Annotated in this window: 23 protein-coding genes and 1 pseudogene; 16 read left to right on the top strand and 8 right to left on the bottom strand. The window is 73.2% G+C overall.

From position 1 onward, the window contains the following. The first annotated feature begins 25 nt into the window (after positions 1-25). A complete protein-coding gene (locus tag OIE12_RS06430; RefSeq protein ID WP_329132627.1) occupies positions 26-1,459 on the top strand; it encodes a cytochrome P450 in 1,434 nt (477 codons plus the stop codon). Here OIE12_RS06430 and OIE12_RS06425 read toward each other — a convergent pair. The 3 genes from OIE12_RS06425 to OIE12_RS06415 form a co-directional block, all read right to left on the bottom strand. Beyond that, the gene (locus OIE12_RS06425; protein ID WP_329132625.1) at positions 1,456-2,391 is read right to left on the bottom strand and encodes a pseudouridine synthase; all 936 of its coding nucleotides are present in this window, start codon (positions 2,389-2,391) and stop codon (positions 1,456-1,458) included. The two genes, OIE12_RS06430 and OIE12_RS06425, sit on opposite strands and share 4 nt — an antisense overlap. A 27-nt stretch (positions 2,392-2,418) precedes the next feature. Next, positions 2,419-3,258 (bottom strand): siderophore-interacting protein, encoded by an 840-nt coding sequence (locus OIE12_RS06420; protein ID WP_329132623.1) that lies wholly within the window; start codon positions 3,256-3,258, stop codon positions 2,419-2,421. Positions 3,259-3,456: 198 nt separating this feature from the next. After that, positions 3,457-4,362 carry a 5'-3' exonuclease gene (locus tag OIE12_RS06415; RefSeq protein ID WP_329141748.1) on the bottom strand — a complete coding sequence of 302 codons (906 nt, stop codon included), beginning with the start codon at positions 4,360-4,362 and terminating at the stop codon, positions 3,457-3,459. 201 nt (positions 4,363-4,563) lie between these two features. Here OIE12_RS06415 and OIE12_RS06410 point away from each other — a divergent pair, with 201 nt between their 5' ends. The 4 genes from OIE12_RS06410 (at position 4,564) to OIE12_RS06395 (ending at position 9,327) form a co-directional block, all read left to right on the top strand. Continuing rightward, a complete protein-coding gene (locus OIE12_RS06410; RefSeq protein ID WP_329132621.1) occupies positions 4,564-5,661 on the top strand; it encodes a quaternary amine ABC transporter ATP-binding protein in 1,098 nt (365 codons plus the stop codon). Beyond that, the gene (locus OIE12_RS06405; protein ID WP_329132619.1) at positions 5,654-7,468 is read left to right on the top strand and encodes an ABC transporter permease/substrate binding protein; all 1,815 of its coding nucleotides are present in this window, start codon (positions 5,654-5,656) and stop codon (positions 7,466-7,468) included. Before OIE12_RS06410 ends, OIE12_RS06405 begins: the two co-directional genes overlap by 8 nt. A gap of 185 nt (positions 7,469-7,653) precedes the next feature. Then, positions 7,654-8,634: a hypothetical protein gene (locus tag OIE12_RS06400; RefSeq protein ID WP_329132617.1), complete on the top strand. Its 981-nt coding sequence runs from the start codon at positions 7,654-7,656 to the stop codon at positions 8,632-8,634. 141 nt (positions 8,635-8,775) lie between these two features. Further along, positions 8,776-9,327, top strand: coding sequence for a helix-turn-helix domain-containing protein (locus OIE12_RS06395; RefSeq protein ID WP_030381923.1), 552 nt, complete (start codon positions 8,776-8,778; stop codon positions 9,325-9,327). 331 nt (positions 9,328-9,658) lie between these two features. On the opposite strand, the gene OIE12_RS06390 is transcribed toward OIE12_RS06395, so the two are convergent. Then, the gene (locus tag OIE12_RS06390; RefSeq protein ID WP_443053768.1) at positions 9,659-10,372 is read right to left on the bottom strand and encodes a gamma-glutamyl-gamma-aminobutyrate hydrolase family protein; all 714 of its coding nucleotides are present in this window, start codon (positions 10,370-10,372) and stop codon (positions 9,659-9,661) included. A gap of 61 nt (positions 10,373-10,433) precedes the next feature. Beyond that, the gene (locus OIE12_RS06385) at positions 10,434-11,198 is read right to left on the bottom strand and encodes a FadR/GntR family transcriptional regulator (protein ID WP_329132614.1); all 765 of its coding nucleotides are present in this window, start codon (positions 11,196-11,198) and stop codon (positions 10,434-10,436) included. A 74-nt stretch (positions 11,199-11,272) separates the two neighbouring features. On the opposite strand from OIE12_RS06385, the gene OIE12_RS06380 reads away from it, so the two are divergent. Genes OIE12_RS06380 through OIE12_RS06360 form a run of 5 tightly spaced genes read left to right on the top strand, consistent with a single transcriptional unit; the run spans position 11,273 to position 17,208 of the window. Then, on the top strand, positions 11,273-12,637 hold the full coding sequence (locus OIE12_RS06380; RefSeq protein WP_329132612.1) for a glutamine synthetase family protein: 1,365 nt from the start codon (positions 11,273-11,275) through the stop codon (positions 12,635-12,637). 19 nt (positions 12,638-12,656) lie between these two features. After that, positions 12,657-14,042 (top strand): aldehyde dehydrogenase family protein, encoded by a 1,386-nt coding sequence (locus tag OIE12_RS06375; RefSeq protein ID WP_329141746.1) that lies wholly within the window; start codon positions 12,657-12,659, stop codon positions 14,040-14,042. Next, positions 14,039-14,839, top strand: coding sequence for a 3-oxoacyl-ACP reductase (locus tag OIE12_RS06370; RefSeq protein ID WP_329132610.1), 801 nt, complete (start codon positions 14,039-14,041; stop codon positions 14,837-14,839). The genes OIE12_RS06375 and OIE12_RS06370 overlap by 4 nt, the downstream gene beginning before the upstream one ends. Positions 14,840-14,873: 34 nt before the next feature. Next, on the top strand, positions 14,874-16,217 hold the full coding sequence (locus tag OIE12_RS06365) for a haloacid dehalogenase-like hydrolase (protein ID WP_329132608.1): 1,344 nt from the start codon (positions 14,874-14,876) through the stop codon (positions 16,215-16,217). 43 nt (positions 16,218-16,260) lie between these two features. After that, entirely contained in the window at positions 16,261-17,208 is a 948-nt protein-coding gene (locus tag OIE12_RS06360; protein WP_329132606.1) for a DUF2510 domain-containing protein, read from the top strand. 24 nt (positions 17,209-17,232) lie between these two features. Here the strand turns inward: OIE12_RS06360 and OIE12_RS06355 are convergent, their stop codons facing one another. Further along, the gene (locus OIE12_RS06355) at positions 17,233-18,435 is read right to left on the bottom strand and encodes an amino acid deaminase/aldolase (RefSeq protein ID WP_329132604.1); all 1,203 of its coding nucleotides are present in this window, start codon (positions 18,433-18,435) and stop codon (positions 17,233-17,235) included. 717 nt (positions 18,436-19,152) lie between these two features. On the opposite strand from OIE12_RS06355, the gene OIE12_RS06350 reads away from it, so the two are divergent. Both OIE12_RS06350 and mycP read left to right on the top strand, forming a co-directional pair. After that, a complete protein-coding gene (locus OIE12_RS06350; protein WP_329132601.1) occupies positions 19,153-19,869 on the top strand; it encodes a hypothetical protein in 717 nt (238 codons plus the stop codon). After that, a complete protein-coding gene (gene mycP / locus OIE12_RS06345; RefSeq protein ID WP_329132599.1) occupies positions 19,866-21,104 on the top strand; it encodes a type VII secretion-associated serine protease mycosin in 1,239 nt (412 codons plus the stop codon). The genes OIE12_RS06350 and mycP overlap by 4 nt, the downstream gene beginning before the upstream one ends. A gap of 9 nt (positions 21,105-21,113) precedes the next feature. Here mycP and OIE12_RS06340 read toward each other — a convergent pair whose 3' ends face one another. Then, positions 21,114-22,109: a serine hydrolase gene (locus tag OIE12_RS06340; RefSeq protein ID WP_329132597.1), complete on the bottom strand. Its 996-nt coding sequence runs from the start codon at positions 22,107-22,109 to the stop codon at positions 21,114-21,116. 171 nt (positions 22,110-22,280) lie between these two features. Between OIE12_RS06340 and OIE12_RS06335 the strand changes: the two genes are divergently transcribed. Further along, the gene (locus OIE12_RS06335) at positions 22,281-23,012 is read left to right on the top strand and encodes an SseB family protein (RefSeq protein WP_329132595.1); all 732 of its coding nucleotides are present in this window, start codon (positions 22,281-22,283) and stop codon (positions 23,010-23,012) included. A 36-nt stretch (positions 23,013-23,048) separates the two neighbouring features. Here OIE12_RS06335 and OIE12_RS06330 read toward each other — a convergent pair whose 3' ends face one another. Then, entirely contained in the window at positions 23,049-23,417 is a 369-nt protein-coding gene (locus OIE12_RS06330; RefSeq protein ID WP_329132593.1) for a DUF1844 domain-containing protein, read from the bottom strand. 375 nt (positions 23,418-23,792) lie between these two features. Between OIE12_RS06330 and infC the strand changes: the two are divergent. From infC to rplT, 3 genes and pseudogenes are all read left to right on the top strand, one after another. Next, a pseudogene (gene infC, locus OIE12_RS06325) lies at positions 23,793-24,486 on the top strand (translation initiation factor IF-3). Between the two features lie 110 nt (positions 24,487-24,596). Further along, positions 24,597-24,791, top strand: a complete 195-nt coding sequence (gene rpmI / locus OIE12_RS06320) for a 50S ribosomal protein L35 (RefSeq protein WP_003977225.1) — start codon at positions 24,597-24,599, stop codon at positions 24,789-24,791. A 99-nt stretch (positions 24,792-24,890) separates the two neighbouring features. Next, a complete protein-coding gene (gene rplT, locus OIE12_RS06315; RefSeq protein WP_030381833.1) occupies positions 24,891-25,274 on the top strand; it encodes a 50S ribosomal protein L20 in 384 nt (127 codons plus the stop codon). Positions 25,275-25,497: the final 223 nt, after the last annotated feature.

Here is a 25,497-nt window from a genome sequence, read left to right as displayed (position 1 = left end):
CTTTTTCAGCTTCGGAGCGATCACCGTGACGCCTGAATCCCCTTCCCCGACCGGCCTGGCGGGACCGCCGCCCGGCTGCCCCGCCCACGCCCTCGGCCCGGACGGGCTGCGCCGGCTCTACGGCCCCGGCGCGGAGAACCTCTCGGACCTGTACGAGGAACTCCGCGAGGAGCACGGTGCCGTGGCCCCCGCCCTGCTGCACGACGACGTCCCCGTGTGGGTGGTCCTCGGCCACGGCGAGAACCTGCACATGGTGCGCTCGCCCTCGCAGTTCACCCGGGACAGCCGCATCTGGAAGCCCCTCCTCGACGGCGAGGTCCACCCCGCGAACCCGCTGATGCCGCACATCGCCTGGCAGCCCATCTGCTCCCACGCCGAGGGCGACGAACACCTGCGGCTGCGCGGTGCCGTCACCGGCGCGCTGGGCACCATCGACCACCGGTCGCTGCGCCGCCACATCAACCGCGCCACCCAGCGCCTGGTCAACCGCTTCTGCGAGGAGGGCCGGGCCGACCTCGTGGGCGAGTTCGCCGAGCACCTCCCGATGGCCGTGATGTGCCAGGTCCTCGGCATGCCCGACGAGTACGACGACCGCATGGTGCACGCGGCCCGCGACATGCTCAAGGGCAGCGACACCGCCATCGCCAGCAACCAGTACCTCGTCGACGCCCTGGACCGGCTCACCCGGCGCCGCCGGGTCCACCCCGAGGACGACATCGCCAGTCACCTCATCGCCCACCCGGCCGGACTCAGCGACGACGAGATCCGCGAGCACCTGCGGCTCGTCCTCATCGCCGCCTACGAGGCCACCGTCAACCTCCTCTCCAACGTGCTCCGGGTGATCCTCACCGACCCGCGGTTCCGCGCCCAGCTCAGCGGCGGGCAGATGACCGTGCCCGAGGCGGTGGAGCAGTCGCTGTGGGACGAGCCGCCGTTCAGCACGGTGCTCGGCTACTTCGCCAAGCAGGACACGGAGCTGGGCGGCAAGCGCATCCGCAAGGGCGACGGGCTGCTGTTCGGCATCGCGCCCGGCAACGTCGACCCCCGGGTGCGCCCCGACCTCGCCGCCAACATGCAGGGCAACCGCTCCCACCTCGCCTTCGGCGGCGGACCGCACGAGTGCCCCGGGCAGGAGATCGGGCGGGCCATCGCCGACGCCGGGATCGACGCGCTGCTGATGCGGCTGCCGGACGTGCGGCTCGCCTGCCCCGAGGACCAGCTGCGCTGGACGGAGTCCATCGCCTCCCGGCACCTGGCGGAGCTGCCGGTGCTGTTCGGGCCCCGGCCGCCGCAGGACGTCGCCCGGCGGCCCGCGTTCCGGCAGCTGCCGGCGCCCGCCGCGCGGGTGAGGGCCGCCGTCCCCCAGGAGACGGCCGAACCGGCACCGGCGCCGCCGACGGCCGCCCCGCGGCCCGGCGCCTGGCAGCGGTTCCTGCGCTGGTGGCGGGGCGAGGCCTAGGAGGCCGGCGTGACACCCGGGAGCGTCAACTCCCGGGTGCTGTGCAGCGCGTGGTGCCGTCCCGTCACCGGGTCCGTGAACTCCAGTGCGCGGGCGAGCAGCCGCAGCGGCCGGGTGTGGTCCTCCGCCGTGCCCGGCGGCCGCACCTCCGGGTAGAGGGGGTCGTCGAGGATCGGCAGGCCCAGCGCGCACATGTGCACGCGCAGCTGGTGGGTCTGCCCGGTGCGGGGAAGCAGCCGGTACCGCCCGACGCCGCCCTCGTGGCCCACCAGTTCGACCCGGCTCTCCGCGTTGGGCTCGCCCGGCACCTCGTGGGCCGTCAGCTGCCCGCGCTCCTTGACCAGGCGGCTGCGCACGGTGCGGGGGAGGACGACGGCGGGGTCGTACGGGGCGAGGGCCTCGTACTCCTTGCGCACCCGCCGGTCGCGGAACAGCGTCTGGTAGGCGCCGCGTTCCTCGGGGCGGACGGTGAACAGCACCAGTCCGGCGGTGAGCCGGTCCAGGCGGTGCGCGGCGGTGAGCGTGGGGATGTCGAGCTCGCGGCGGAGCCGGGCGAGCGCGGTCTCGGCGACATGGCTGCCGCGCGGGGTGGTGGCCAGGAAGTGCGGCTTGTCCGCGACGACGACGTGCGCGTCGCGGTACACCACCTCGATCTCGAAGGGCACCCGCTCCTCGGCGGGCAGCGCGCGGTGGAACCACACGTACATGCCGGGCACGTAGGGGGCGTCCGGGGCGACGGGGCGCCCGTCGGCGCCGACGATCGCGCCCGCGGCGAGCATCGCGTCGACGACACCGTCACCAGCCGTGAGCCGGGCCACCAGGTGGTCGCGGACGGTCGCCCAGGCGCCGTCCCGCGGCAGCCGCACCCGCACCGGGTCGACGCCCTCGCGCTGCGGCAGCGGGGCGGGCGGGATACGGGTCCGGCGTCTCACGCGCCCCAGCGTACGGGCGGGTGGCGCTCAGGCGGTCGCGGGCTCCTGCTCGGCCTCCACCTGGGCGTTCCACTCTCGCTTGGAGGCCTGCCAGCCGTCCTCGTTGTGGCCGAGCCGCCAGTAGCCGGAGATCGACAAATCCTCGCGCGGCACCGACAGCTCCACCCGCAGCAGCCGGCGCAGCTCCTTGACGAAGCCGGCCTCGCCGTGCACGAAGGCATGCAGCCGACCCTCGGGGAACCGAAGCGACCGTACGGCCTCGACCAGGGCCTCGCCGACCGGGCGGTCGCCGCGGTGCAGCCAGGTGACCTGCGCGTCGGAGTCGAACTTCTGCTCCTCCTCGGGGCCCGACACCTCGAGGAAGGCATGCGCGGGGGTGCCGTCGGGCAGCGACTCCAGGGCGGCGGCGATGGCGGGCAGGGCGCTCTCGTCACCGGCGAGCAGATGCCAGTCGGCGCTCGTGTCGGGGGCGTAGGCGCCGCCGGGGCCGTTGAACCGCAGTACGTCGCCGGGCTTGGCGCGGGCGGCCCACGGGCCGGCCAGCCCCTCGTCGCCGTGGACCACGAAGTCCAGCGTCAGCTCCCGGGTCTCCGCGTCCCAGGCGCGCACGGTGTAGGTACGGGTCACCGGCCACTGCTCGCGCGGGTACTCCTCGCGGACGCGCTGGAGGTCGAACGGCTCGGGGTAGGTGACGCCCTCGAGGGGAAACAGCAGTTTCACGTAGTGGTCGGTGTATCCGCCGGTGCCGAACTCGGCGAGACCGTCGCCGCCCAGCACCACCCGCTGCATGTGCGGGGTCAGGCGCTCGGTGCGGATCACCTGGCCGGTGTGGAGCTTGCGGGGCTTGCGGGCGGGGCGCTCTGCCATGACGGCCTCCGTGTCTCTTCGCTAAGGCTTACCTAAGTTAGCACTCGTCCGTGCCGGGAGGGCCGCGAACGGCCGCGAAGGGCAGGGAAACGGACTTCCGGGTACCGGGTACGCGACTCATCATGCACCGGACGGCGCCCGTGGCCGGGGTCGCGGGACCGGCCACGGGCGCAGGCATTGCTTGCCCCGTACGTGCGATCAGGCTCCCAGCGTCGTCAGCAGGCGCTGCAGGGAGCCGCCGAGGTTCCAGCGGGCGGCGAGCGCGTCCAGCAGTTCGGGGTCGTGCGGCGCGCGCGGCAGCGCGGGCGTCACCTCGGGCAGCGGGACGTCGTCGGCGACCTTCACCACCGTGGGGGCCACCTCCAGATACGGCAGGGCCTCGGTGATCCGGCGGCGCTGGGCCGGCGTCAGCTTCGCCTTCGGGTCCTCGGCGGCGGCGAGGATCCCGGCCAGGTCGCCGAACTCGGCGAGCAGCTTCGCAGCCGTCTTCTCGCCGACGCCGGGCACGCCGGGCAGGCCGTCGCTGGGGTCGCCGCGCAGCGTGGCGAGGTCGGCGTAGCCGCGGCCGTCCACGCCATACTTCTCGCGCAGCACGGCCTCGTCGGTCAGTTGCAGGGTGCCGACGCCCTTGACCGGGTACAGCACGCGCACGCCGCGGGCGTCGTCGACCAGCTGGTACAGGTCGCGGTCGCCGGTGACGATGTCGACGGGGCCGGTGGCGCGGGCGGTGAACGTGCCGATCACGTCGTCCGCCTCGTAACCGGCCACGCCGACGCGGGCGATGCCGAGGGCATCGAGGACGGCCTCGATGATCGGCACCTGGGGGGACAGCGTGTCCGGCACCTCCTCGGTGTCCGGGCCCGCCGGGCGCGCCTCGGCGACGCGGTGCGCCTTGTAGGAGGGGATCAGCTCGACGCGCCAGGCGGGGCGCCAGTCCGCGTCCATGCAGGCGACGAGGTCGTCGGGGCGGTGGTCCTTGACGAGGCGGTCGACGAAGTCGAGGAGGCCGCGGACGGCGTTGACGGGCGTGCCGTCCGGTGCCTTCAGGGACTCCGGGACGCCGAAGTAGGCGCGGAAGTAGAGGGAGGCGGTGTCGAGAAGCATGAGACGTCGTGTCACGCCCCGCAGATTACGGGGCGCGGCCTGCCCGGGATGCGCCCCCGAGCTGCCGGGCGCCCTGTGAAGGAGGTCACGTCCGCGTTTGGGTACGGACGATCCGGGCAGGCGCCGCCTCGTTCCGGTGGGCGGTTGACCCTTCAACCGTCTACGGGGACGCGCCATGCCGCCGGCAGACGAGAGGTACACGTGTCATCAAGACTGCAGGCCGAACACCTGTACAAGGTGTTCGGCAGACGACCCGACGACGCCGTGGAGCGCATCCACAAGGGCGCCGACCGCGAGGAACTGCGCAACGACGGCATCACCGCCGCCGTGATCGACGCCTCCTTCTCCGTCGCGCCCGGCGAGATCTTCGTCGTCATGGGCCTGTCCGGATCGGGCAAGTCCACCCTGCTGCGGATGCTCAACGGACTCCTCGAGCCCACCTCGGGACACGTCTCCTTCGACGGCCGTGACCTCACCGCACTCGACGACCGCGAACTGCGCGAGGTCCGCGCGAAGAAGATCAGCATGGTCTTCCAGCACTTCGCGCTCTTCCCGCACCGCAGCGTCCGCGAGAACGCCGCCTACGGCCTGGAAGTGCAGGGCGTGCCCCGCGCCGAGCGCGAACGCCGCGCCGACGAGGCGCTCGCCCTGTGCGGCCTGGCCGGCTGGGAGTCGTCCTGGCCCGACGAGCTGTCCGGCGGCATGCAGCAGCGCGTCGGCCTGGCCCGCGCGCTCGCCACCGACGCCGACCTGCTGCTGATGGACGAGTCCTTCAGCGCCCTCGACCCGCTGATCCGCCGCGACATGCAGGACCAGCTGCTCGAACTGCAGAAGACCCTGAAGAAGACGATCGTGTTCATCACCCACGACCTGAACGAGGCCATGCGCCTGGGCGACCGCATCGCCGTCATGCGCGACGGCCGCATCGTGCAGACCGGCACCGCCGAGGACATCCTGCTGCGCCCCGCCGACGACTACGTCGCCTCCTTCACCAAGGACGTCGACCGCTCCCGCGTGCTGACCGCCGAGGCCGTCATGGACACCGAGGTGCGGGGCGACGAGGCCGACTGCGGCTGCGAGACCGCCGCACCGGCCACCCCCTTCACCGAGCTGTGCGCGCTCAGCGCCCGCCTCAGCCACCCCGTGGCCGTGCTCGACGGCGAACGACGGCTCGTCGGCGTCGTCCCCCGCCAGCGCCTCGTTGGCTTTCTCAGCGGGAGCGGCACCGAGGCAGGTGACCCCGTGCCCTGCGACCGGCCGGGCGACACGCACGGGAAGAAGGTGATCAGCCGTGCCTAGGATCCACCTCGGTGACTGGGTCGACGACGGCGTGAGCTGGCTCGTCGACCACATGTCCTGGCTCTTCGACGCCGTCAAGACGGTCGTCGAAGGCATGTACGACGGCGTCGACGCCGTCCTCGGCGGCCCTTCGCCGCTGCTGATGGCGGGCATCCTCGCCGTCCTCGCCTGGTGGCTGCGCGGCCTCACCGCCGGTGTCCTCGCCTTCGCGGGCTTCGCGCTCATCGACTCGCTCGCCCTGTGGGACCGGTCGATGTCGACCCTGTCCCTGGTCCTCGTCGCCACCGTGATCGCCCTGGTCATCGGCGTGCCCGTGGGCATCTGGGCGGCCCGCTCCAAGACCGTCTCCTCCGTCGTGCGGCCCGTCCTGGACCTGCTCCAGACGATGCCGTCGATGGTGCTGCTGATCCCGGCGATCCTGTTCTTCGGCCTGGGCGTGCCCGCCGGTGTCGTCGCCACCCTGATCTTCGCGATCGCCCCCGGCGTGCGCATGACCGAACTCGGCATCCGCCAGGTCGACGCCGAGCTGGTCGAGGCGGCCGAGGCGTTCGGCACCACTCCGCGCAACACCCTGCTGCGCGTCCAGCTGCCGCTCGCCCTGCCGACCATCATGGCCGGCGTCAACCAGGTGATCATGCTCGGTCTGTCCATGGTCGTCATCGCCGGCATGGTCGGCACCGGCGGCCTGGGCGGCGCGGTCAACGAGTCCATCGGCCAGCTCGACATCGGCCTCGGCTTCGAGTCCGGCCTCGGCATCGTCATCCTCGCCATCTACCTCGACCGGGTGACCGGCGCCCTGGGCACCCAGCTCTCCCCGCTGGGCCGCCGCGCCGCCGCCCGGGCCCGCACGACGGGCGGGGCCAAGGTCTGGACGTACCGTCCGCGCCCGGCGGTCGCCGTCGTCGGCGTGGTCGTCCTCGCCCTGGTCGCCGGGGGCATGGGCATCTTCGGCTCGTCCTCCTCCAGCACCGTGCAGGCCTCCGACGGCAACGTCGGCCAGGGCAAGAAGATCAGCATCGGTTACATCCCCTGGGACGAGGGCATCGCGACCACCTTCCTCTGGAAGGAGATCCTCCAGAAGCGCGGCTTCGAGGTCACCACCACGCAGTACACCGCGGGACCGCTCTACACCGGCCTGGCCGCCGGCCAGATCGACTTCGAGACCGACTCCTGGTTGCCGACCACGCACGCCGAGTACTGGAAGAAGTACGGCAAGCAGCTCGACGACCTCGGCTCCTGGTACGGGCCCACCAGCCTGGAGCTGACCGTTCCCAAGTACGTCGAGGACGTCGACTCGCTCGCCGACCTCAAGGACCACGCCGACCTGTTCGATGGCCGGATCACCGGCATCGAGCCCAGCGCGGGCGAGATGGGCCTGCTCAAGAGCAAGATCCTCAAGGCGTACGGCCTGGAGAGCACGTACAAGGTCGTGGACGGCTCCACGCCCGCGATGCTCGCCGAGCTCAAGCGGGCCTATGCCAAGAAGGAACCGATCCTCGTCCCGCTGTGGTCGCCGCACTGGGCGTACAACAACTTCGAGCTGAAGAAGCTCAAGGACCCGAAGGGCGCCTGGGGCAAGGGCGACGGCGTCCACACCCTCGCCCGCAAGGGCTTCACCTCCGACAATCCCGAGGTCGGCAACTGGCTGAAGAACTTCTCGATGACCGAGGACCAGCTCACCAGCCTGGAGGCGGAGTTCCAGAAGGTCGACAAGGGCCATGAGCAGGACGCCGTCCGCGCCTGGCTGAAGAAGAACCCCGGCCAGCTCGACAAGTGGGCGCCGGTCGGCGGCTCGAAGACGGAGTAGTACGGCGGCGTGCCGTCGATGCGGGAGAGGGGCGGACCGGACCCGGGTCCGTCCCTCTCCCGCTTTCCCCGGCGGTGGCCGGTGGCGAACCGGGCGGTGGGACGACGCGCGGGACGGGGCCATTCGGGGTACCCGCCCCCTCTGCGTACGCCCACGTCCCTGCCCGCCGACACCCGGGAGGCGTCGTGCTCCACACGCCCCGCCCCGTGCTGTACGCGGCACTGGCCGTCCTGGTCGCCCTGCTCCCCGCCGCGAGCCCGGTGGTGGCCTCGCCCTCCGCCGCCGCCCGTTTCACACAGCTCGCCGGCGACGTCCGGCAGGCCGACGGCCACCTCTACGACGCGCGGGACGACACCGGCCGCACCATGGACGCGGCCCAGATCGTGCAGCCGCCGTCCGGCTCCGGCCCCTACCTCGCCGTCTACCACACCGCGCTCGACGACGGCCGCTTCCACGCGGCGGTCGCCACCTCCACCGACCTGCGCACCTGGCACCGCAGACACGACTTCGGCCCCGGCACCAGCCAGCCGTCCCTCGCCGCCGCCGGGGGAAGCGGCGGCGACTGGGTCCTCGCCTACGAAAAAGATCCGGACAATCACCTGGAGCTACGGTCCTACCCCGGACTCACCGCACTCCTGACCGGTCGCCCCGAACGTTCCTTCGACGCGCCCCGCACGCTCTCCCGCTGCGCCGAGGGCACCCCCGACATCACCGCCGTGCGCGGCACCACCGTCGAACTGACCGGCCACTACCGCGCCCACTGCGACACCGACCGCCAGCTCACCGCCGTGCTCCACGGCTTCCGCGACTGGCGCACCCACCCCGACCAGCGGCTCGACCACGCCGTACGGGACTGCGGCCCCCGCGGCAACATCGGCGACCGCTCGGTCCTGCGGCTCGCCGGGCAGGACCTCGTCCTGATCGAGGGCCAGCTGCGACCGCACGACTTCGGCAGCTGGCGGCTGTACGGTTATGACCCACGGCTCGGCCGTGCCGAACCGGTCACCGTACGCACCCACCGCGGCAGCCACGCCTTCGCCAACCCCTCCGCGACCACGATCACCACCCCGGACGGCCGTCGCGCCCTCCTGGTCAGCGTTTTCGTGCCGAGCGAGGGGGCGGCGCCGGGGGAGGCCGGCGAACTCCTGTACTGGCGCGAACTGTGAGCCTCGTGCTTCCCCGCGGTCACGGCGTTGTGAAGGCCGCATGAAACGGTTTGCCGAACGTGCGTAGGGTGCAGACAACCGTGGAGTACGTACGCGTCCGTGTTGGCACGGCGACGATGAGCGAGGGAGGAGGCCGGGGAGATGGGCGACCACAAGGAACAGCCCCTGCGGGTGGGCGCGGCCGTCCGGCGGCGGCGCCGGGCCCTGGAACTCACGCTCGCCGTCGTGGCCGAGCGCAGCGGGCTGTCCGTGCCGTTCCTCAGCCAGGTCGAGAACGAGAGGGCCCGGCCGAGCCGGCGCTCCCTGGAGAAGGTCGCCGACGCGCTCGGCACGACGGCGGCGACGCTGCTGGCCGCGGCGGACCCGGCGGGGGGCGTGGACGTGGTCCGCGCCGACGACGAGGGGCCGGTGCCGGCGCGCGTACGGTCACTGGTGCGGGGGCACCATCAGCTGCACGCGATGGAGTTCATCGGTGACCATGACGCGGGGCGCGAGTTCCAGCACCGCAACGACGAGCTGATGTACGTGGTGGAGGGCGGGATCGAGGTCGAGGCGGAGGGCCGCGCCCAGCGCCTGGGCCGCGGCGACACGCTGTACCTCACCGGTGGGATACGGCACCGGTGGAGGGCGACGGTGCCCGAAACCAGGGTCGTGGTCGTCGCCGTGGGCGACCACCTCGACCCCGGGGCCTGACAGCTCGGGGGTTCGCGTACGTGAGCGGCTGCGGCCACGTCGTGGCTTGTCGCGCAGTTCCCCGCGCCCCTTAAAAACAGGGGGCGCCGCCTGCTTTTAGGGGCGCGGGGCTGTGTCCTTTGCGCGGCTCCGCCGCGGAGGCGCGAGCAGCCGCGCCCTGAAGGGGCGCGGGGCTGTGTCCTTTGCGCGGCTCCGCCGCGGGGGGCGCGACAAGCCCCCACCCACCCGCACTCCCCACTCAACCCCACCCACCCGAGCTCCCCGGGGTCCAAGGGGCGGAGCCCCTTGAAGGGACGGGAAGGGTAGGGGCGGCGGGGGCGAGAAAAGACCGTCAGGACGCCGCCGCCTCCACCAGCGCCCGCATCACCCGCACATCGCCCCCCATCTCCGGATGCCACTGCACCCCCAGCACCCACCCCCCGTCCGCCCTCCGGGGCGACTCGACCGCCTCCACCACACCGTCCGCCGCGTACGCCGACACCACCAACCCGTCACCCACCCGCTCCACCGCCTGATGGTGATACGCCGGCACCTCGCACACCTCCGGCACGATCCCCGCGTACAGACTCCCCGGCATCGGCTCCACGGGATGCGTCCCGAAGACCCCCACCCGTTCGGCATGCCCGTCCATGTGCTGCACCAACGTGCCGCCCAAGGCCACGTTGAGCAGCTGCATTCCCCGGCAGATGCCGAGCAGCGGCGTGCCCGCCGCCAGCGCCGCCCGGATGAGCGCCAGCTCCCACGCGTCCCGCTCCGGCGCAGCCGGCCCCGTCCGCGGCGACCGCTCCGCGCCGTAGCGGGCGGGGTCGACGTCGGGACCGCCCGCGATCACCAGGCCGTCGAGCCGCGCGACGGCCTCCTCCGCCCGGCCGGGCTCGTCCGGCGGCAGCAGCACCGCGAGCCCGCCGGCCCGCTGCACCAGCCGCGGATACCCGGCAGGCAGCAGCACCGCCTCCAGCTCCCAGACACCCCAGCGCGCCCCCGACTCCAGATACGTACTGACCCCGATCAACGGCCGCCCGCCCGCACCGCCCACACCACTCACCCACGCACTCCCACTCCGCAATGGCCCGCCACCGTACCTTTACCGCACACCTCGCCGAACCTCAGCTCAAGAACCCCCGCAGCAGCGCCGCCGTCCCCGCACAGTGCTCCCGCATCCCCTCCCGCGCCGCGCCCGCGTCCCGGTCGAGCACCGCCTCGACCAGCGCGGTGTGCTGCCGCTGGGAGTGCTCGAGATTGCGCACCAGCAGCGGGATGCAGTCCAGCAGGTCGTTGAGCGTGGCCCGCACCGCCGCGTACCGCGCGGCCAGCGTCGGCGAGCCGGACAGCTCGGCGAGCGTGAGGTGCAGCAGGGTGTCCCGGCGCCGATAGCCGCCCGGCGGCGTGTCCCGGGTGCCGGCCAGCGCCGCCCGCAGCCGCCCCGCCCCCGCGTCGTCCAGCCCGTGCGCCGCGCACAGCCCCGCCGCGCCGACCTCCAGCACCTCGCGGAAGCGCAGCACGTCCTCGAGGTCGACCGCGGCGATCCGGCGCCGCAGCTCGGCCGCGCCGGAACCGCCCCCGCCCTCCGCGCGCGGCAGCACGAACGTGCCGCCGTACCGCCCGCGCCGCGACTCGACCAGGCCCTCCTCGTGCAGCACCCGCAGCACCTCGCGCAGCGTCACCCGGCTGACGCCGAGCCGCTCGGCCAGCTCCCGTTCGGCGGGCAGCCGCTCCCCGGCGGGCACCAGCCCGAGCCGCAGCACCTGCAGCACCTGCTCCAGGGCCTCCTCGAAGCCGTTGCCCGCCCGCACCGGCCGCAGCACCGCCGCCAGCCGGTCCCGCCCAGGAGCCGGACCGCCCCACGGCTCGCCCGCCCCGTCCTGCGACATGCGCGGCACCCCCTTCCCAGGCAATGGTCTCAAGCCATACCTTAGGGCTCCCGGCTGACCTAGGAGGACTTCCCGTGGCAGACCGCACACCCCCGCTCGCCGCCGAGGAGCTGCACGCCCTCGTCGCGGGCGGCGAGATCGACACCGTCGTCCTGGCCTTCCCCGACATGCAGGGGCGGCTCCAGGGCAAGCGGTTCGCCGCGCGCTTCTTCTGCGACGAGGTCCTGGAGCACGGCACCGAGGGCTGCAACTACCTCCTCGCCGTCGACGCCGACATGAACACCGTCGACGGCTACGCGATGTCGTCCTGGGAGCGGGGCTACGGCGACTTCGTGCTGCGCCCCGACCTCGCCACCCTGCGCCGTGTCCCCTGGCACGAGGGCACCGCGCTCGCCCTCGCCGACCTCACCTGGCACGACGGCTCACCGGTCGTCCCCGCGCCCCGCCAGATCCTGCGCCACGGACTCGAACGTCTCGCCGCACACGGCTGGCGCGCGCAGATCGGCACCGAGCTGGAGTTCATCGTCTTCAAGGACACCTACGAACAGGCCTGGGACGCCGGCTACCGCGGCCTCACCCCGGCCAACCAGTACAACGTCGACTACTCGATCCTCGGCACCGGCCGCGTCGAACCCCTGCTGCGCCGCATCCGCAACGAGATGGCGGGCGCCGGGCTCACCGTCGAGTCCGCCAAGGGTGAGTGCAACCCCGGCCAGCACGAGATCGCCTTCCGCTACGACGAGGCCCTGGTCACCTGCGACCAGCACGCCCTCTACAAGACCGGTGCCAAGGAGATCGCCGCCCAGGAGGGCGTCTCGCTCACCTTCATGGCCAAGTACAACGAGCGCGAGGGCAACTCCTGCCACATCCACCTCTCCCTCACCGACGCCGACGGCGCCAACGTGATGGACGGCGACGGACCCGAGGGCATGTCGCAGACCATGCGGCACTTCCTGGCCGGACAGCTCGCCGCGCTCCGCGACTTCACCCTCCTCTACGCACCCCACATCAACAGCTACAAACGGTTCCAGCCCGGCTCCTTCGCCCCCACCGCCGTCGCCTGGGGCCACGACAACCGCACCTGTGCGCTGCGGGTCGTCGGCCACGGCCACTCCCGGCGGTTCGAGAACCGGGTGCCGGGCGGCGACGTCAACCCCTACCTCGCCGTCGCCGGAATGGTCGCCGCCGGGCTGTACGGCATCGAGCACCGCCTCGACCTCCCCGAGCCCTGCACGGGCAACGCCTACGCCGCCGACTACGCGCACGTGCCCACCACCCTGCGCGAGGCGGCCGAGCTGTGGGAGCACAGCCCGATCGCCCGCGCCGCCTTCGGCGACGAGGTCGTCGACCACTACCGCAACATGGCGCGCGTCGAACTCGCCGCGTTCGACGCCGCGGTGACCGACTGGGAGCTGCGCCGCTCCTTCGAACGCATGTGAGAGGCCCGCCGTGGACACGCTGAACGAACAACCGCGGGGCGCGCTCCGGGTGCTCAACCCCGCCACCGGGGAACTCCTCGCCACCGTCCCGGCCGCGAGCCCCGCCGACGTGGACGCGGCGGTCGTACGGGCCGGGCGGGCGCAGGAACGCTGGGCGGCCCTCGCCCCCGGCGACCGCGCCCGGCTGCTGCGCCGCTTCGCCGCCACCGTCGACGCGCATGTCGACGAACTGGCCGCCCTGGAGGTGCGCGAGGCCGGACACACCGTCGGCAACGCCCGCTGGGAGGCCGGCAACGTCCGCGATCTGCTCGACTACGCGGCCGGGGGAGTGGAACGGCTCACCGGCCGCCAGATCCCCGTCCCCGGCGGCCTGGACGTCACGATCCTCGAACCGCTCGGCGTCGTCGGCGTCATCGCGCCCTGGAACTTCCCCCTGCCCATCGCCGCCTGGGGCACCGCCCCCGCCCTCGCGGCCGGCAACGCCGTCCTCCTCAAACCCGCCGAGACCACCCCGCTCACCGCGCTCCGCCTCGCCGAACTCGCCCTGGAGGCCGGGCTGCCGGAACACCTGTTCCAGGTGCTGCCCGGCCACGGACCGGTCGCGGGCGCCGCCCTCGTCGACCACCCCGACGTGGCGAAGATCGTCTTCACCGGCTCGACGGCCGTCGGCAGACAGGTGTGGACGAAGGGCGCGGCGCACCTCAAGCGGATCACCCTCGAACTCGGCGGCAAGAGCCCCAACCTCGTCTTCGCCGACGCCGACCTCGAAGCGGCCGCGGCCGCCGCGCCGATGTCCTTCCTCGACAACTGCGGCCAGGACTGCTGCGCCCGCACCCGCATCCTCGTCCAGCGCTCCGTCCACGACCGCTTCCTGGACCTGCTCGCCCCCGCGATCGAGGCCGTCCGCGTCGGCGACCCCGCCGACGCGGCCACCGACATGGGCCCGCTGATCTCCGCCGCCCAGCTCGCCCGCGTCCGGTCCTACGTCGACCCCGGCGCCCCCGGCCTGCGCGGCACGGCACCCGAGGGCCCCGGCTTCTGGTTCCCGCCCACCGTCCTCACCGGTGTCGACGCCGGGGCGCGCGTCGCCGTCGAGGAAGTCTTCGGCCCCGTCGCCGTCGTCCTCCCCTTCGACGACGAGGCCGACGCGATCCGTCTCGCCAACGCCACGCCCTACGGCCTGTCGGGCTCGATCTGGACCCGTGACGTCGGGCGTGCGCTGCGCGTCTCGGGCGCGGTCCGGGCCGGGAACCTGTCCGTCAACTCCCACTCCAGCGTCCGCTACTGGACCCCGTTCGGCGGCTACAAGCAGTCCGGTATCGGCCGTGAGCTGGGCCCGGACGCCCTGACCGCGTTCACCGAGACCAAGAACGTCTTCATCTCCACGGAGGGCCCCGCACAGTGAGCGACACGACCGACACGTCCCAGGACGTCATCTGCCGCCGACTCGTCGGCCGTACCGCCGTCGTCACCGGAGCCGGCAGCGGCATCGGCCTCGCCGCCGCCCGCCGGCTCGCCTCGGAGGGCGCCCACGTCGTCTGCGGCGACGTGGACGAGACCCGCGGCCGGGCCGCCGCCGAGGAGACCGGCGGCCTCTTCGTCCCCGTCGACGTCACCGACCCCGACCAGGTCGAGGCGCTGTTCCGGGCCGCCCACGACACCTACGGCTCGGTCGACGTCGCCTTCAACAACGCGGGCATCTCCCCGCCCGACGACGACTCCATCCTGGAGACCGGCCTGGAGGCCTGGAAGCGGGTCCAGGAGGTCAACCTCACCTCCGTCTATCTGTGCTGCAAGGCCGCCCTGCCCCACATGCGGCGCCAGGGCCGGGGCTCCATCATCAACACGGCGTCGTTCGTGGCCCGGATGGGCGCCGCCACCAGCCAGATCTCGTACACCGCATCCAAGGGCGGCGTCCTCGCCATGTCCCGCGAACTGGGCGTGCAGTTCGCCCGCGAGGGCATCCGCGTCAACGCGCTGTGCCCGGGACCCGTCAACACCCCGCTGCTGCGGGAGCTGTTCGCCAAGGACCCCGAGCGCGCCGCCCGCCGCCTGGTGCACATCCCGCTCGGCCGGTTCGCGGAGGCCGAGGAGATCGCAGCCGCCGTCGCCTTCCTCGCCAGCGACGACTCCTCCTTCGTCAACGCCACCGACTTCCTGGTGGACGGCGGAATCTCGGGGGCCTACGTCACGCCTCTGTAGTCACGGCGGTCCGCGGGTGTAGCGTCCCGGTCCCATGCGACTCCGACGAGCGATCACCCCCACGATCATCCGGACGACAGCAACCCTCGCCGCGGCCGCCGCCCTGGCGGCCGCACCGTCGGCCGCGGCGGCCGCCGCACCCGCGGACACGACGGACAACATCCACGCCACGGCCGCCCACGACAACTGCCCGCGGCTGACCACCGACTGGTACGGCGCCAACCGCGAACGGCTCCAGCAGGTCATCGACGCCTACGGCACCTGTTACGGCGGCCGGCACCACGGTCACCGCCCGGTCGCGGCGTTCGACTGGGACAACACGATCACCAAGAACGACGTCACCGACGCCACCCTCGCCTGGTCCCTCAAGCACGACAAGATCCTGCGCCCCGCGCGCTGGAAGGACACCAGCGCCTGGCTCACCGACGCCGCCGACCGGGCGCTCACCGAGGCGTGCGGCACCGACGTACCCGTCGGCGCGCCCCTGCCGACCTCCACCGACACCGACTGCACCGACGAGATCTTCGAGATCCGCGAGAACGCCACCACCATGAGCGGCGCCGCCGCCTTCACCGGCACCTGGAACCACCGGCGCACCGTCCCCCAGTACGCCTGGGTGCCGCAGCTCTTCGCCGGCCACACCGTCGCGGAACTCTCCTCCTACGCGCGCCAGGCCCGCACCGAGGCCCTGGCCGCACCCGTCGGCACCACTCAGACGCTGGGCACGCACACCATCCCGGGCTACGTCCGCTACTACGAGCAGCAGCGCGATCTGATCCGCACGCTGAAGAAGGCGGGCTTCGACGTCTGGATCGTCTCGGCCGGCTCCGAGCCCGTCACCGAGGTGTGGGCGCCGGGCGTCGGCGTCGACGCCGCGCACACCGTCGCCATCCGGTCGGTCCTGGACCGCCGGGGCCGGATCACCACGTACAACACCGGCTGCGGCGACGTCCCGGTCAACAAGGGCACGGCCATCCCGTACATCGACGGCAAGCGCTGCTGGATCAACCAGGAGATCTACGGCGTCCACGGCGCCGCCGCCTGGAAGAAGCAGAACCGGGCCCACCGCATCGTGATCGGCGGCGGCGACGCCGACACCGACGTCACCTTCGTCGGCGACGCGGTCGGCGCGCACCTCGTCCTCAACCGCAACAAGGCCGAGATCATGTGCCGGGCCTACGACGACGCCGACGGCCGCTGGGTGATCAACCCCATGTTCATCGACCCGCTGCCCCGCAAGGCCGACCCGTACCCCTGCTCGACGACCGCGTACAACGAGCCCGACGGCGGCCGGGGACCGGTGCGCCGCGACGACGGCTCCGTGGTGCCGGACCAGAAGGACACGGTGTACGGGCCGGAGGCCGCGACGAGTTCCTGAGGACCGCTCCGGTGACCGGCCGGGCAGGCTCTACAGTGCCGGGATGAGCAGTGCGCCGCCGCCCGGCTGGTACCGGGACCCGTCGTACCCGCTGGTCGAGCGCTGGTGGGACGGGACCGCGTGGACCGACCACCGGCGCACACCGGAGGGACGGCCGCAGCCGCCGGTGGTGCCCACCGGCGACTTCGCCCCAGCCTCCGGTTCCCGCCGCGGCAGGGTCGTCGCCCTCGTCGCGGCCGGGGTCGTACTGGTGGTGTGCCTGGTGACCGGGGTGTTCGTCCTCGGCCGGGACGGCGGCGACGGCGGCGATGACGGAGGCGGGCGGGCCGGTGCCACGGCGTCGGACCCCGGATCCCCGGCCGCCGCGTCGGGGAAGTCCACCGGAGCCGGGGCACCCTCGCCGTCCGCCACCGCCGACTCCTCGGTCGTCGTGGACGACCTCAACGGCATCACCTTCCCCGTCCTCGACGGCTGGACCCGGCCCGAGAACGTCGCCGAGGACGACATCGTGCTCACCACCCCCGGCAGCTACCCGTGCCCCGGCGACTCGATCGGGGTGTGCCGGCACGGCCGCGTGCTGTCCCGCACGGCCCGGGCCGGCGACGACTCGACCCCCGAGACGCTCGCCAAGGGCGACATCCAGGACGCGGCGGACGCCGAGTACGACCGCGACGGCGCCGGCGACCGCCCCTACGGAGGCATCACGTCCCACCGCCTCGTGGACCAGGGCCAGATCGCGGTGGCCGGGCGGGCCGGGTACTACGTGCGCTGGCGCGTCACCACGGCGAAGGGCTCCGGCGGCTACGTCGAGTCCCTCGCCTTCCCCTCCAGCACGGGCTCCCAGGCGCCCGTCCTCGTCCGCTTCGCGTTCGACGCGGGCGCCGACGGGCCGCCGCTCGCCGACATGGACCGGATCACCAAGGGCATCCGCCCGGTCGGCGACGCGGCCGCGGACGGCGGGGTGGGCAGCAGCATCGGCCCGGACGCGTAGAACCGGCCGCGGGTACCGCTCGGTTCAGAGGAAGGTGTGCCCCTCGCCCCGGTACGTCGGCACGGTCGCCGTGACGGTGTCGCCCTCGACCAGGTGCAGCGCGTCGAACCGCTCGCACAGCTCGCCCGCCTTGGCGTGCCGGAACCACACCTTGTCGCCGATCAGGAGATCGTCGGCGGGGGAGCCGAGCAGCGGGGTCTGCACCTCGCCGGGGCCCTCCTGCGGGTCGTAGCGCAGCCCCTCGGGGAGATACGGCACGGGCAGCCGGTCCCGGCCGGCCGCGCCCGACGCCGGGTAGCCGCCGCCGAGCACCGTCACCACGCCGACGCCCGGCCGGCGCACGACGGGCAGGGCGAACAGGGCGGCCGGACGGCCCCGGAACGAGGTGTAGTTGTCGAACAACCGCGGCACGTACAGGCCCGAGCCGGCCGCGATCTCGGTGACCGCGTCCTCGGCGGCCGTGTACTGCACGCTGCCCGTGCCACCGCCGTTGACGAACTCCAGTTCCGGCGCGACCGCCCGCACCGCGCGCACGGCCTCCGCGCGCCGTGCGGCCAGCTCACGGCGGGCCGCCGACTGCATCAGCCGCACCGCCCGCGACCGCAGCGGCTGCCCGGCCACCGCGTCGCCCACACCGGCGATGTGCCCCTCGTACGCCATGATCCCGACCAGCCGGAAGCCGGGCGTACGGGTCACCGTGCGGGCCAGCTCGGCGAGCTGGGCGGGGGAGTGCAGGGAGGAACGGCGGGCGCCGATCCGCACCCGGCCGCCCAGGAGCCGCAGCGAGGTGTCCAACTCCACACAGACGCGCACCTCTTCGGTGCCGCCGGCGCGGGCGTCGTCGATCAGCCGGAGCTGGGCGGGATCGTCGATCATGACGGTGACGGCGGCGGCCAGCTTGGGGTCGCCCGTCAGCTCGGCGTAGGCGGCGCGGTCGGCGGAGGGGTAGGCGAGGAGCACGTCCTCGAAGCCGGAGCGCGCGAGCCACAGGGACTCGGCGAGCGTGTACGACATGACGCCCGCGAAGCCCTCGCGGGCGAGGACCCGTTCGAGCAGGGCCCGGCAGCGCACGGACTTGCTGGCGACACGCACCGGTTTGCCCGCCGCGCGGCGCAGGATGTCGTCGGCGTTGGCGTCGAACGCGGCCAGGTCGACGATCGCGACGGGGGCGTCGAGAGCGGCGGTGGCCCGGTCGTACCGGGCACGGTCTGCGGCACGGGCGGTCATGTCCGAAGCCTGCCAGAAGTGATTACCGCAGGGTAGGGGACGTTCCGGGCCAAAGGCCCTGGCATCCCCGACTGGTTCCCGTGGGGACGGGTTCAGCCCGTAGAGTGACGCGCGGTGAGGGGGCAACCCCCACAGAGGAAACGGGGGAAGGGACCCATGAGCACGGAAGCACACCGCGCCCCGGCCCCCTCGCCCCCGGAGGCCCAGGGGACAGAGCCCCCTGGGGCCGTGGGGCGGAGCCCCGAACCCGCGCCGGGGGCGAAGCCCCCCACACAGCGGGGTGCGGGGGCGCAGCCCCGCAAGGACGGGGACGAAAAACCCGACAGCACCGCCCACCCCTACGCCCACCCCACCCCCACCCTCCCACCCCCCGCAGCCACCGCCCGCTTCCCCGACGTCCCACCGGCCCCGCCGACTCGACCGGCTCCGTCAACCCCACCGGCTCCGCCGACCGAGCCGGCCCCACCGGCTCCGCCAATTCCGCCGGCTCCGCCAACCATCCCCACCCCCCACCCCACCGACGGAATCGTCGAAACCACCGACCCCCTCCCACCCCCACCACCTCCCCCCACCCCGACCCGCCCCCACATCACCCTCGCCACCCCCCAAACCTTCGACACCCGCACCACCCACCCCCCTCACCCTCACCCTCACCCTCACCTCCACCCCTTCGGCGACCGCATACGCACAAGGGCCGCCGCAGCGGCGGCCTGCCTCGTGCTGGGCATCGGCCTCCTCGGCGGCGCGGCCACCGGCAGCTGGCTCACCGGCGGCGACCCGTCCGACGACGACGCCCGCACCACCTACACCGCCGCCGCCGACCTCTGGCACACCCTCCCCGTCGACCGCCTCTTCCCTCCTATCGTCGACGGCGACGGCGCCGGCCCCGGCGGCTCCGACCGCACCTGGACCCGCGTCGCCGTAGCACCCGACACCACCTGTGCCCACGCCTTCGACCCGCTGCTGCGCAAGGCCCTCGCCCCCGTCGGCTGCCTCCGGCTCCTGCGCGCCACGTACACCGACGCCACCCGCAGCCATGTCACCACCGTCGGCCTGCTGTTCACCCGCGCCGACGCCACCGCCATGACCGCCCTGAAGGCCCGCTTCGCCAAGCAGGGCCTGGACCGCCGCGCCGACCTGATGCCCCGCCCGTACGCCGCGAAGGACACCGTCGCCGCGGGCTTCGGCGACGCCCAGCGCGCCTCGTGGACCCTGTCCGTGCTCACGGACGCCCCGGTCGTCGTCTACGCCGTCTCCGGCTTCGCCGACGGACGTACGGTCACGGACCCCGAACCCGCCGCGGAGGCCATGGAGTCCGGCGCCACCACCGCGCCCGCCCAGGCCGGCCTCGGCCACGAGGCGAAGGGCCTCGCCGACCGCGTCGAACGCAAGCTGCGCACGGCGGTCGCCTCCGCCACGGAGGAACCGTCATGACGACCCGCACCCGCACCCCTCACTCCGGCACCCCTCACTCCCGCACCCCCCGCCCGCGCCGTACCCGCCGCCGAGCCGCCCGCCTCCTCACCCCCCTCCTCGCCGCCGCCTTCGTCGCCCTCACCCCCGCCGGCACCGCCCACGCCGACGGCATCCGCGCCCAGCAGTGGGCCCTGGACGCGATGCACACCAGCGAGGCGTGGGCGACCACCAAGGGCAAGGGCGTCACCGTCGCCGTCCTCGACACCGGCGTCGACGACCAGCACCCCGACCTGGCCGGCAACGTCCTGACCGGCAAGGACATGATCGGCTTCGGCGCCGGCCGCGGCGACCGCCCCTGGGCCCGGCACGGCACCGCCATGGCGGGCATCATCGCCGGTCACGGACACGGCGCCGGCGACACCGACGGCGTCCTCGGCATCGCCCCGGAGGCCAGGATCCTCCCCGTCCGCGTCATCCTGGAGGAGGGCGACCCGGCCCGCGCCAAGGCCCGCGACACCCGGGGCAACGCCCTGGCCGAGGGGATCCGCTGGGCCGCCGACCACGGCGCCGACGTCATCAACCTCTCCCTCGGAGACGACTCCGAGTCCGCCCACCCCGAACCCGCCGAGGACGAGGCCGTCCAGTACGCGCTGAAGCGGGGCTCCGTCGTCGTCGCCTCCGCGGGCAACGGCGGCGAGAAGGGCGACCACATCTCCTACCCGGCCGCCTACCCGGGCGTGATCGCCGCGACCGCCGTCGACCGCTACGGCACCCGCGCCGCCTTCTCCACCCGGCACTGGTACGCCACCGTCGCCGCGCCCGGCGTGGACGTCGTCATCGCCGACCCGGACCGCCAGTACTACGAGGGCTGGGGCACGAGCGCCGCCTCCGCGTTCGTCTCGGGTGCGGCCGCCCTGGTCAAGGCCGTCCACCCGGACCTCACCCCGGCCCAGGTCAAACAGCTCCTGGAGGACACCGCCCGCAACGCCCCCACCGGTGGCCGCGACGACGCCCGCGGCTTCGGCCTCGTCGACCCCGCGGCGGCCCTGAAGGCGGCGGCCCGGATGGAACCACGGCAGCCGCACGCCGCCACCTACCCCGAGAAGTACTTCGGCCCCGGCCCCGACGGCACGGACGACGACGGGGGCTCCACCGGCTGGGCGGGCCCTCTCGCGGGAGGCCTCGGCGCGGTCCTGCTGGTGGCGGCCGTGGTCCTGTGGCGCACCCGGCACCCGTCGGACGGCCCGGTCTGACCGGGTCCCCTACGCGGCCCCGGCGAGCACCCCGACCGCCGCGCGGGCCGCGGCCTCCACCACCGCGATCCCCTTGGCCTGCGTGGTGTGCCCCTCGGACAGCACGGCCACCAGACAGTGGTCCCCGCCGGCCGCCGTGATCCGCCCGACGCTGTTGACGTCCCACAGTCCCGTGGTGCTCCGCGCCAGCCATCCGTTCTTCAGGGCGTACGCCGCCGACGCCGAACCGGCCGCCGCGGACACCCCCCAGCTCTGGTCCGTCTCGACGTTGCCCATCAGCCCCTGGAGATACGACCGCGAGGCCTCGTTCAGGAGCGGGTCACCGGCCGCCGTGCCCTCGCCGAACACCTGCTGGAGCAGGAGCAGTTGATCGGCCGAGGTGGTCTGTGTCAGCCCCCACAGCGGTCCGTCGCCGCCCTGTGTGGCCGTCAGCCCGAACCGCTTGTTGGCCGCGTCGAGACCGTCCGCCCGCCCGATCGTGTCCCACAGCGCGGAGGCGGAGGCGTTGTCGCTGTTCTCGATCATCGCGGTGGCGTACGTCTTCTCCCGCGCGGTCAGCGACCGGTCGGCGTCCTGCGCCTGGAGGAGCAGCGCCGCGAGGATGTCGACCTTGACGATGCTCGCCGTGTCGAACGCCGCGTCGCCGTACTCGGCGTGCTCACCGGAGTCCACGTCGAGCACGGCCACTGAAACCCGCACCCCGTCCGGCAGGGCGATCCCCTTCATCGCCGCGGCCAGCGCCTCGCCCCGGTCCACCGACGCATCCGTCGCAGGTTCCACCGAAGCCTCCCCACTCCCCGAAGCCGAAGCCGCGTCCGGACCCGCGTCGGACGCCGACGCCGAGGGCGACGATACGGCGTGCCCGCCACCGTCCGCCTGCCCCCGCACGTACACCGTGCCCGCGGCCGTGGCACCCGCGACGGCGGCGGTCACGAGGAGCGTGACGAGCAGGGGACGGCGCCGGGAGGGGCGGGCGCGGCGGCGGGACGCTCTTCGGGACTCCATGCCCGCGATGCTCGGAGCACCCGCTGTGCGCCCCGTGGGACGCGCATGAGACAGGGATCAGGGAACCCTGAGAAAACCGTGAACGCCCGGACCGCCGGGCCCGCCCGGACCGCCGGGCCCGCCCGGGCCCGTACGGGCCCGGGCCGCCCGCCCCCGATAGGGTCGGTGACCGTGGCGAACAAGAACATCCCCGACCCCGGCTTCTCCGACGACGACGGCACCGCCGATCCCGCGCTGAGCGCCGCGCTCGCCGCCTGGGCGGAGGACCGTTCCGCGCACGGGCCCGTCCTGGCGGCGCTCAAGGGCGCCCGGCTCCTCGTGCCCGTCGTCGCCGTACTCGGAGAGGTGGAAGAGGACGAGAACGGGCTGCGCCGGGAGAAGACGAGCGACATGGCCGTGCCCACGCTGAAGGCCGGCGGGCGCACCGCGCTGCCCGCGTTCACCTCCACCGAGTCGCTCGCCCGCTGGGACCCGGCCGCCCGCCCCGTCGCCGTACCCCTGCACCAGGCGCTGCAGGCCGCGGCGCACGAGAAGGCGGACACGATCGTGCTCGACCTGTCGGGGCCGGTGCCCTACGAGCTGACCGGCCCGGCGCTCCGCGCGCTCGCCGAGGGGCGTACGACGACCGATCCGCTGGCCGATCCCGCCGTACGGGAGGCCGTGCGGGCCGCCGTCGCCGCCGAGCCCGCGGTGCTCGGCGCCTATCTGGGCCCCGGCCGGGCCGACGGCACGCTGGCGCTCGTCCTGGACCCGGAAGGGGCTCCGGAGGACGCCGCCCGCGCGGTCGCCGGCCGTCTCGCGGCCGACGAGACGCTGCGCGCCCGTCTGGTGCGCGGACTGGATCTGGCCCTGCTCCCGGCGGGCACGAACCCGCCGGGCGAGGCGCTGTACGTCAAGCGGTAAGGCCGTACGCCAAGCGGTGAGGAGGGGGAGGGGCGCTCAGCCGAAGACCGGGCCCGTGTACTTCTCGCCCGGGCCCTGGCCCGGCTCGTCCGGGACGAGCGACGCCTCGCGGAACGCGAGCTGGAGCGACTTCAGGCCGTCCCGCAGCGGGGCGGCGTGGAAGGAGCTGATCTCGGTCGCGCCGGCGTCCAGCAGCCCGGCGAGGGCGGTCACCAGCTTGCGGGCCTCGTCCAGGTCCTTGTACTTGTCGCCCTCCTCGGTCAGCCCGAGCTTGACGGCGGCGGCACTCATCAGGTTGACCGCGACGGTCACGATCACCTCGACCGCCGGGACCTCGGCGATGTCACGGGTCATGTCGTCGAAGCCGGGCGTGCCGGGGCCGTCCGAGGGAGAGGTGTCACTCATGGAGAACACGATAGGGCCCGCCGTCCACCTCCTTGACACCGGAGCCGGGGACACCGGATTAGCGCGTGCCTCCGCCGGCTGCTAACCTTGTGTGACGACCGGCCGAACACTTATGTGTCCGGCCCACAAGTGGAGGCTCCGATCTCCCACCCGACCGCCCTCCGGGACGGCGGGTCACCGGTCAGACGACGGTCATCGCTCCGTACTTCCCCGTACGGACGGTGCGGTCGTCCGAAAGCGCGCCCCGCGGTCGACCCGCGGCGGTGCTCCGGCACTTCGGAGTCCCGCCTGTGTCCCGTCCGGGGCATTTTTGATGCGCCGCGATGGTTGGTCCCCATGTCACCCAGACGAAACACGGCTGTCCGCCAGACCGCCGTGTGGTGCTAACCGAGGAGGATCCATCAGCGCCGAGCCCCGCATCAACGACCGGATTCGCGTTCCCGAGGTGCGACTTGTCGGTCCCAGCGGCGAGCAGGTCGGGATTGTCCCGCTTGCCAAGGCCCTGGAGCTTGCGCAGGAGTACGACCTGGACCTGGTCGAGGTCGCGGCGAACGCCCGTCCGCCCGTGTGCAAGCTCATGGACTACGGGAAGTTCAAGTACGAGTCGGCCATGAAGGCCCGTGAGGCGCGCAAGAACCAGGCGCACACGGTCATCAAGGAGATGAAGCTCCGGCCGAAGATCGACCCGCACGACTACGACACCAAGAAGGGTCACGTCGTCCGGTTCCTCAAGCAGGGCGACAAGGTCAAGATCACGATCATGTTCCGTGGTCGCGAGCAGTCCCGGCCGGAGCTCGGCTACCGGCTGCTGCAGCGGCTCGCGGAGGATGTCCAGGACCTCGGTTTCGTGGAGTCGAACCCGAAGCAGGACGGCCGGAACATGATCATGGTTCTCGGTCCGCACAAGAAGAAGACCGAGGCGATGGCCGAGGCCCGCCAGGCGCAGGAAGCCCGCAAGGCGGAGGCGAAGGCCCACCCCGGCCGCTCGCAGAACGCCGCGGACGCCGACCACGACGTCGATGTCGACGACGGGGCCGAGGTCCCTGCCGAGGCTCCGGCCGAGGCGTGATCCCGGGGGCGCGCGCCTCCAGGACGTAACCGATACAAGAGCGACGTTCCACCGTGCCCGGTTCCCGGAACCGGGCACCGGAACGCCACCGACGAGGAGAGAACGGCGCTATGCCGAAGAACAAGTCGCACAGCGGTGCCAGCAAGCGCTTCAAGATCACCGGCTCCGGCAAGGTGCTCCGTGAGCGCGCCGGCAAGCGCCACCTGCTCGAGCACAAGTCGTCCCGCGTGACGCGTCGCCTCACCGGCAACGCCGAGATGGCCCCGGGCGACGCCGCGAAGATCAAGAAGCTTCTCGGCAAGTGACGTACGGGCGCCACTGAGCGCCGTACGCCAAGACCGGGTCCCAGTCGTTTTCGGGCCGCGTGAGGACAGACCGCGGCCCCGCTACAAGGAGTCAATCAAGTGGCACGCGTCAAGCGGGCAGTCAACGCCCACAAGAAGCGCCGGGCGATCCTCGAGCAGGCCTCCGGCTACCGCGGGCAGCGTTCGCGCCTGTACCGCAAGGCCAAGGAGCAGGTCACCCACTCGCTGGTCTACAACTACAACGACCGCAAGAAGCGCAAGGGCGACTTCCGGCAGCTGTGGATCCAGCGGATCAACGCCGCTGCCCGCGCCAACGGGATGACGTACAACCGGTTCATCCAGGGGCTGAAGGCCGCGAACGTCGAGGTCGACCGGAAGATCCTGGCGGAGCTCGCGGTGAACGACGCGAACGCGTTCGCCGCGCTGGTCGAGGTTGCGCAGAAGGCGCTGCCGTCGGACGTCAACGCGCCGAAGGCCGCGTGACGTTGCGGCGGCGCTGAGCCGTCGCCGGATCGGACCCGCAGGCCCTCAACGGGCTGCGGGTCCGACTGCGTCGGGGCGGTGGTGGTGCCGAGTGCGTTTTTCGCCCCCGCCGCCCCTACCCTTCCCATCCCTTCAAGGGGCTCCGCCCCTTGGACCCCGGGGGTGCGTTCTCGGCTGACCGCCGGTGGGGCTTCTCGCGCAGTTCCCCGCGCCCCTTACGGGG

The organism is Streptomyces sp. NBC_00670 (genome assembly GCF_036226765.1).
In the GTDB taxonomy this organism is placed as follows: domain Bacteria; phylum Actinomycetota; class Actinomycetes; order Streptomycetales; family Streptomycetaceae; genus Streptomyces.
The sequence above is the reverse complement of the archived record's forward strand: the minus strand, read 5'-3'. Positions and strand labels throughout refer to the sequence as shown.

Bases quoted from the DNA above. Each gene is read 5' to 3' on its own strand.
- OIE12_RS06360 (WP_329132606.1), top strand. From the start codon at position 16,261: ATGAGCAGTGCGCCGCCGCCCGGCTGGTACCGGGACCCGTCGTACCCG.
- mycP (WP_329132599.1), top strand. From the start codon at position 19,866: ATGACGACCCGCACCCGCACCCCTCACTCCGGCACCCCTCACTCCCGC.
- rpmI (WP_003977225.1), top strand. From the start codon at position 24,597: ATGCCGAAGAACAAGTCGCACAGCGGTGCCAGCAAGCGCTTCAAGATC.
- OIE12_RS06385 (WP_329132614.1), bottom strand. From the start codon at position 11,198: ATGTCGCAGGACGGGGCGGGCGAGCCGTGGGGCGGTCCGGCTCCTGGG.
- OIE12_RS06365 (WP_329132608.1), top strand. From the start codon at position 14,874: ATGCGACTCCGACGAGCGATCACCCCCACGATCATCCGGACGACAGCA.
- OIE12_RS06420 (WP_329132623.1), bottom strand. From the start codon at position 3,258: ATGGCAGAGCGCCCCGCCCGCAAGCCCCGCAAGCTCCACACCGGCCAG.
- OIE12_RS06415 (WP_329141748.1), bottom strand. From the start codon at position 4,362: ATGCTTCTCGACACCGCCTCCCTCTACTTCCGCGCCTACTTCGGCGTC.
- OIE12_RS06355 (WP_329132604.1), bottom strand. From the start codon at position 18,435: ATGACCGCCCGTGCCGCAGACCGTGCCCGGTACGACCGGGCCACCGCC.
- OIE12_RS06340 (WP_329132597.1), bottom strand. From the start codon at position 22,109: ATGGAGTCCCGAAGAGCGTCCCGCCGCCGCGCCCGCCCCTCCCGGCGC.
- OIE12_RS06395 (WP_030381923.1), top strand. From the start codon at position 8,776: ATGGGCGACCACAAGGAACAGCCCCTGCGGGTGGGCGCGGCCGTCCGG.
- OIE12_RS06330 (WP_329132593.1), bottom strand. From the start codon at position 23,417: ATGAGTGACACCTCTCCCTCGGACGGCCCCGGCACGCCCGGCTTCGAC.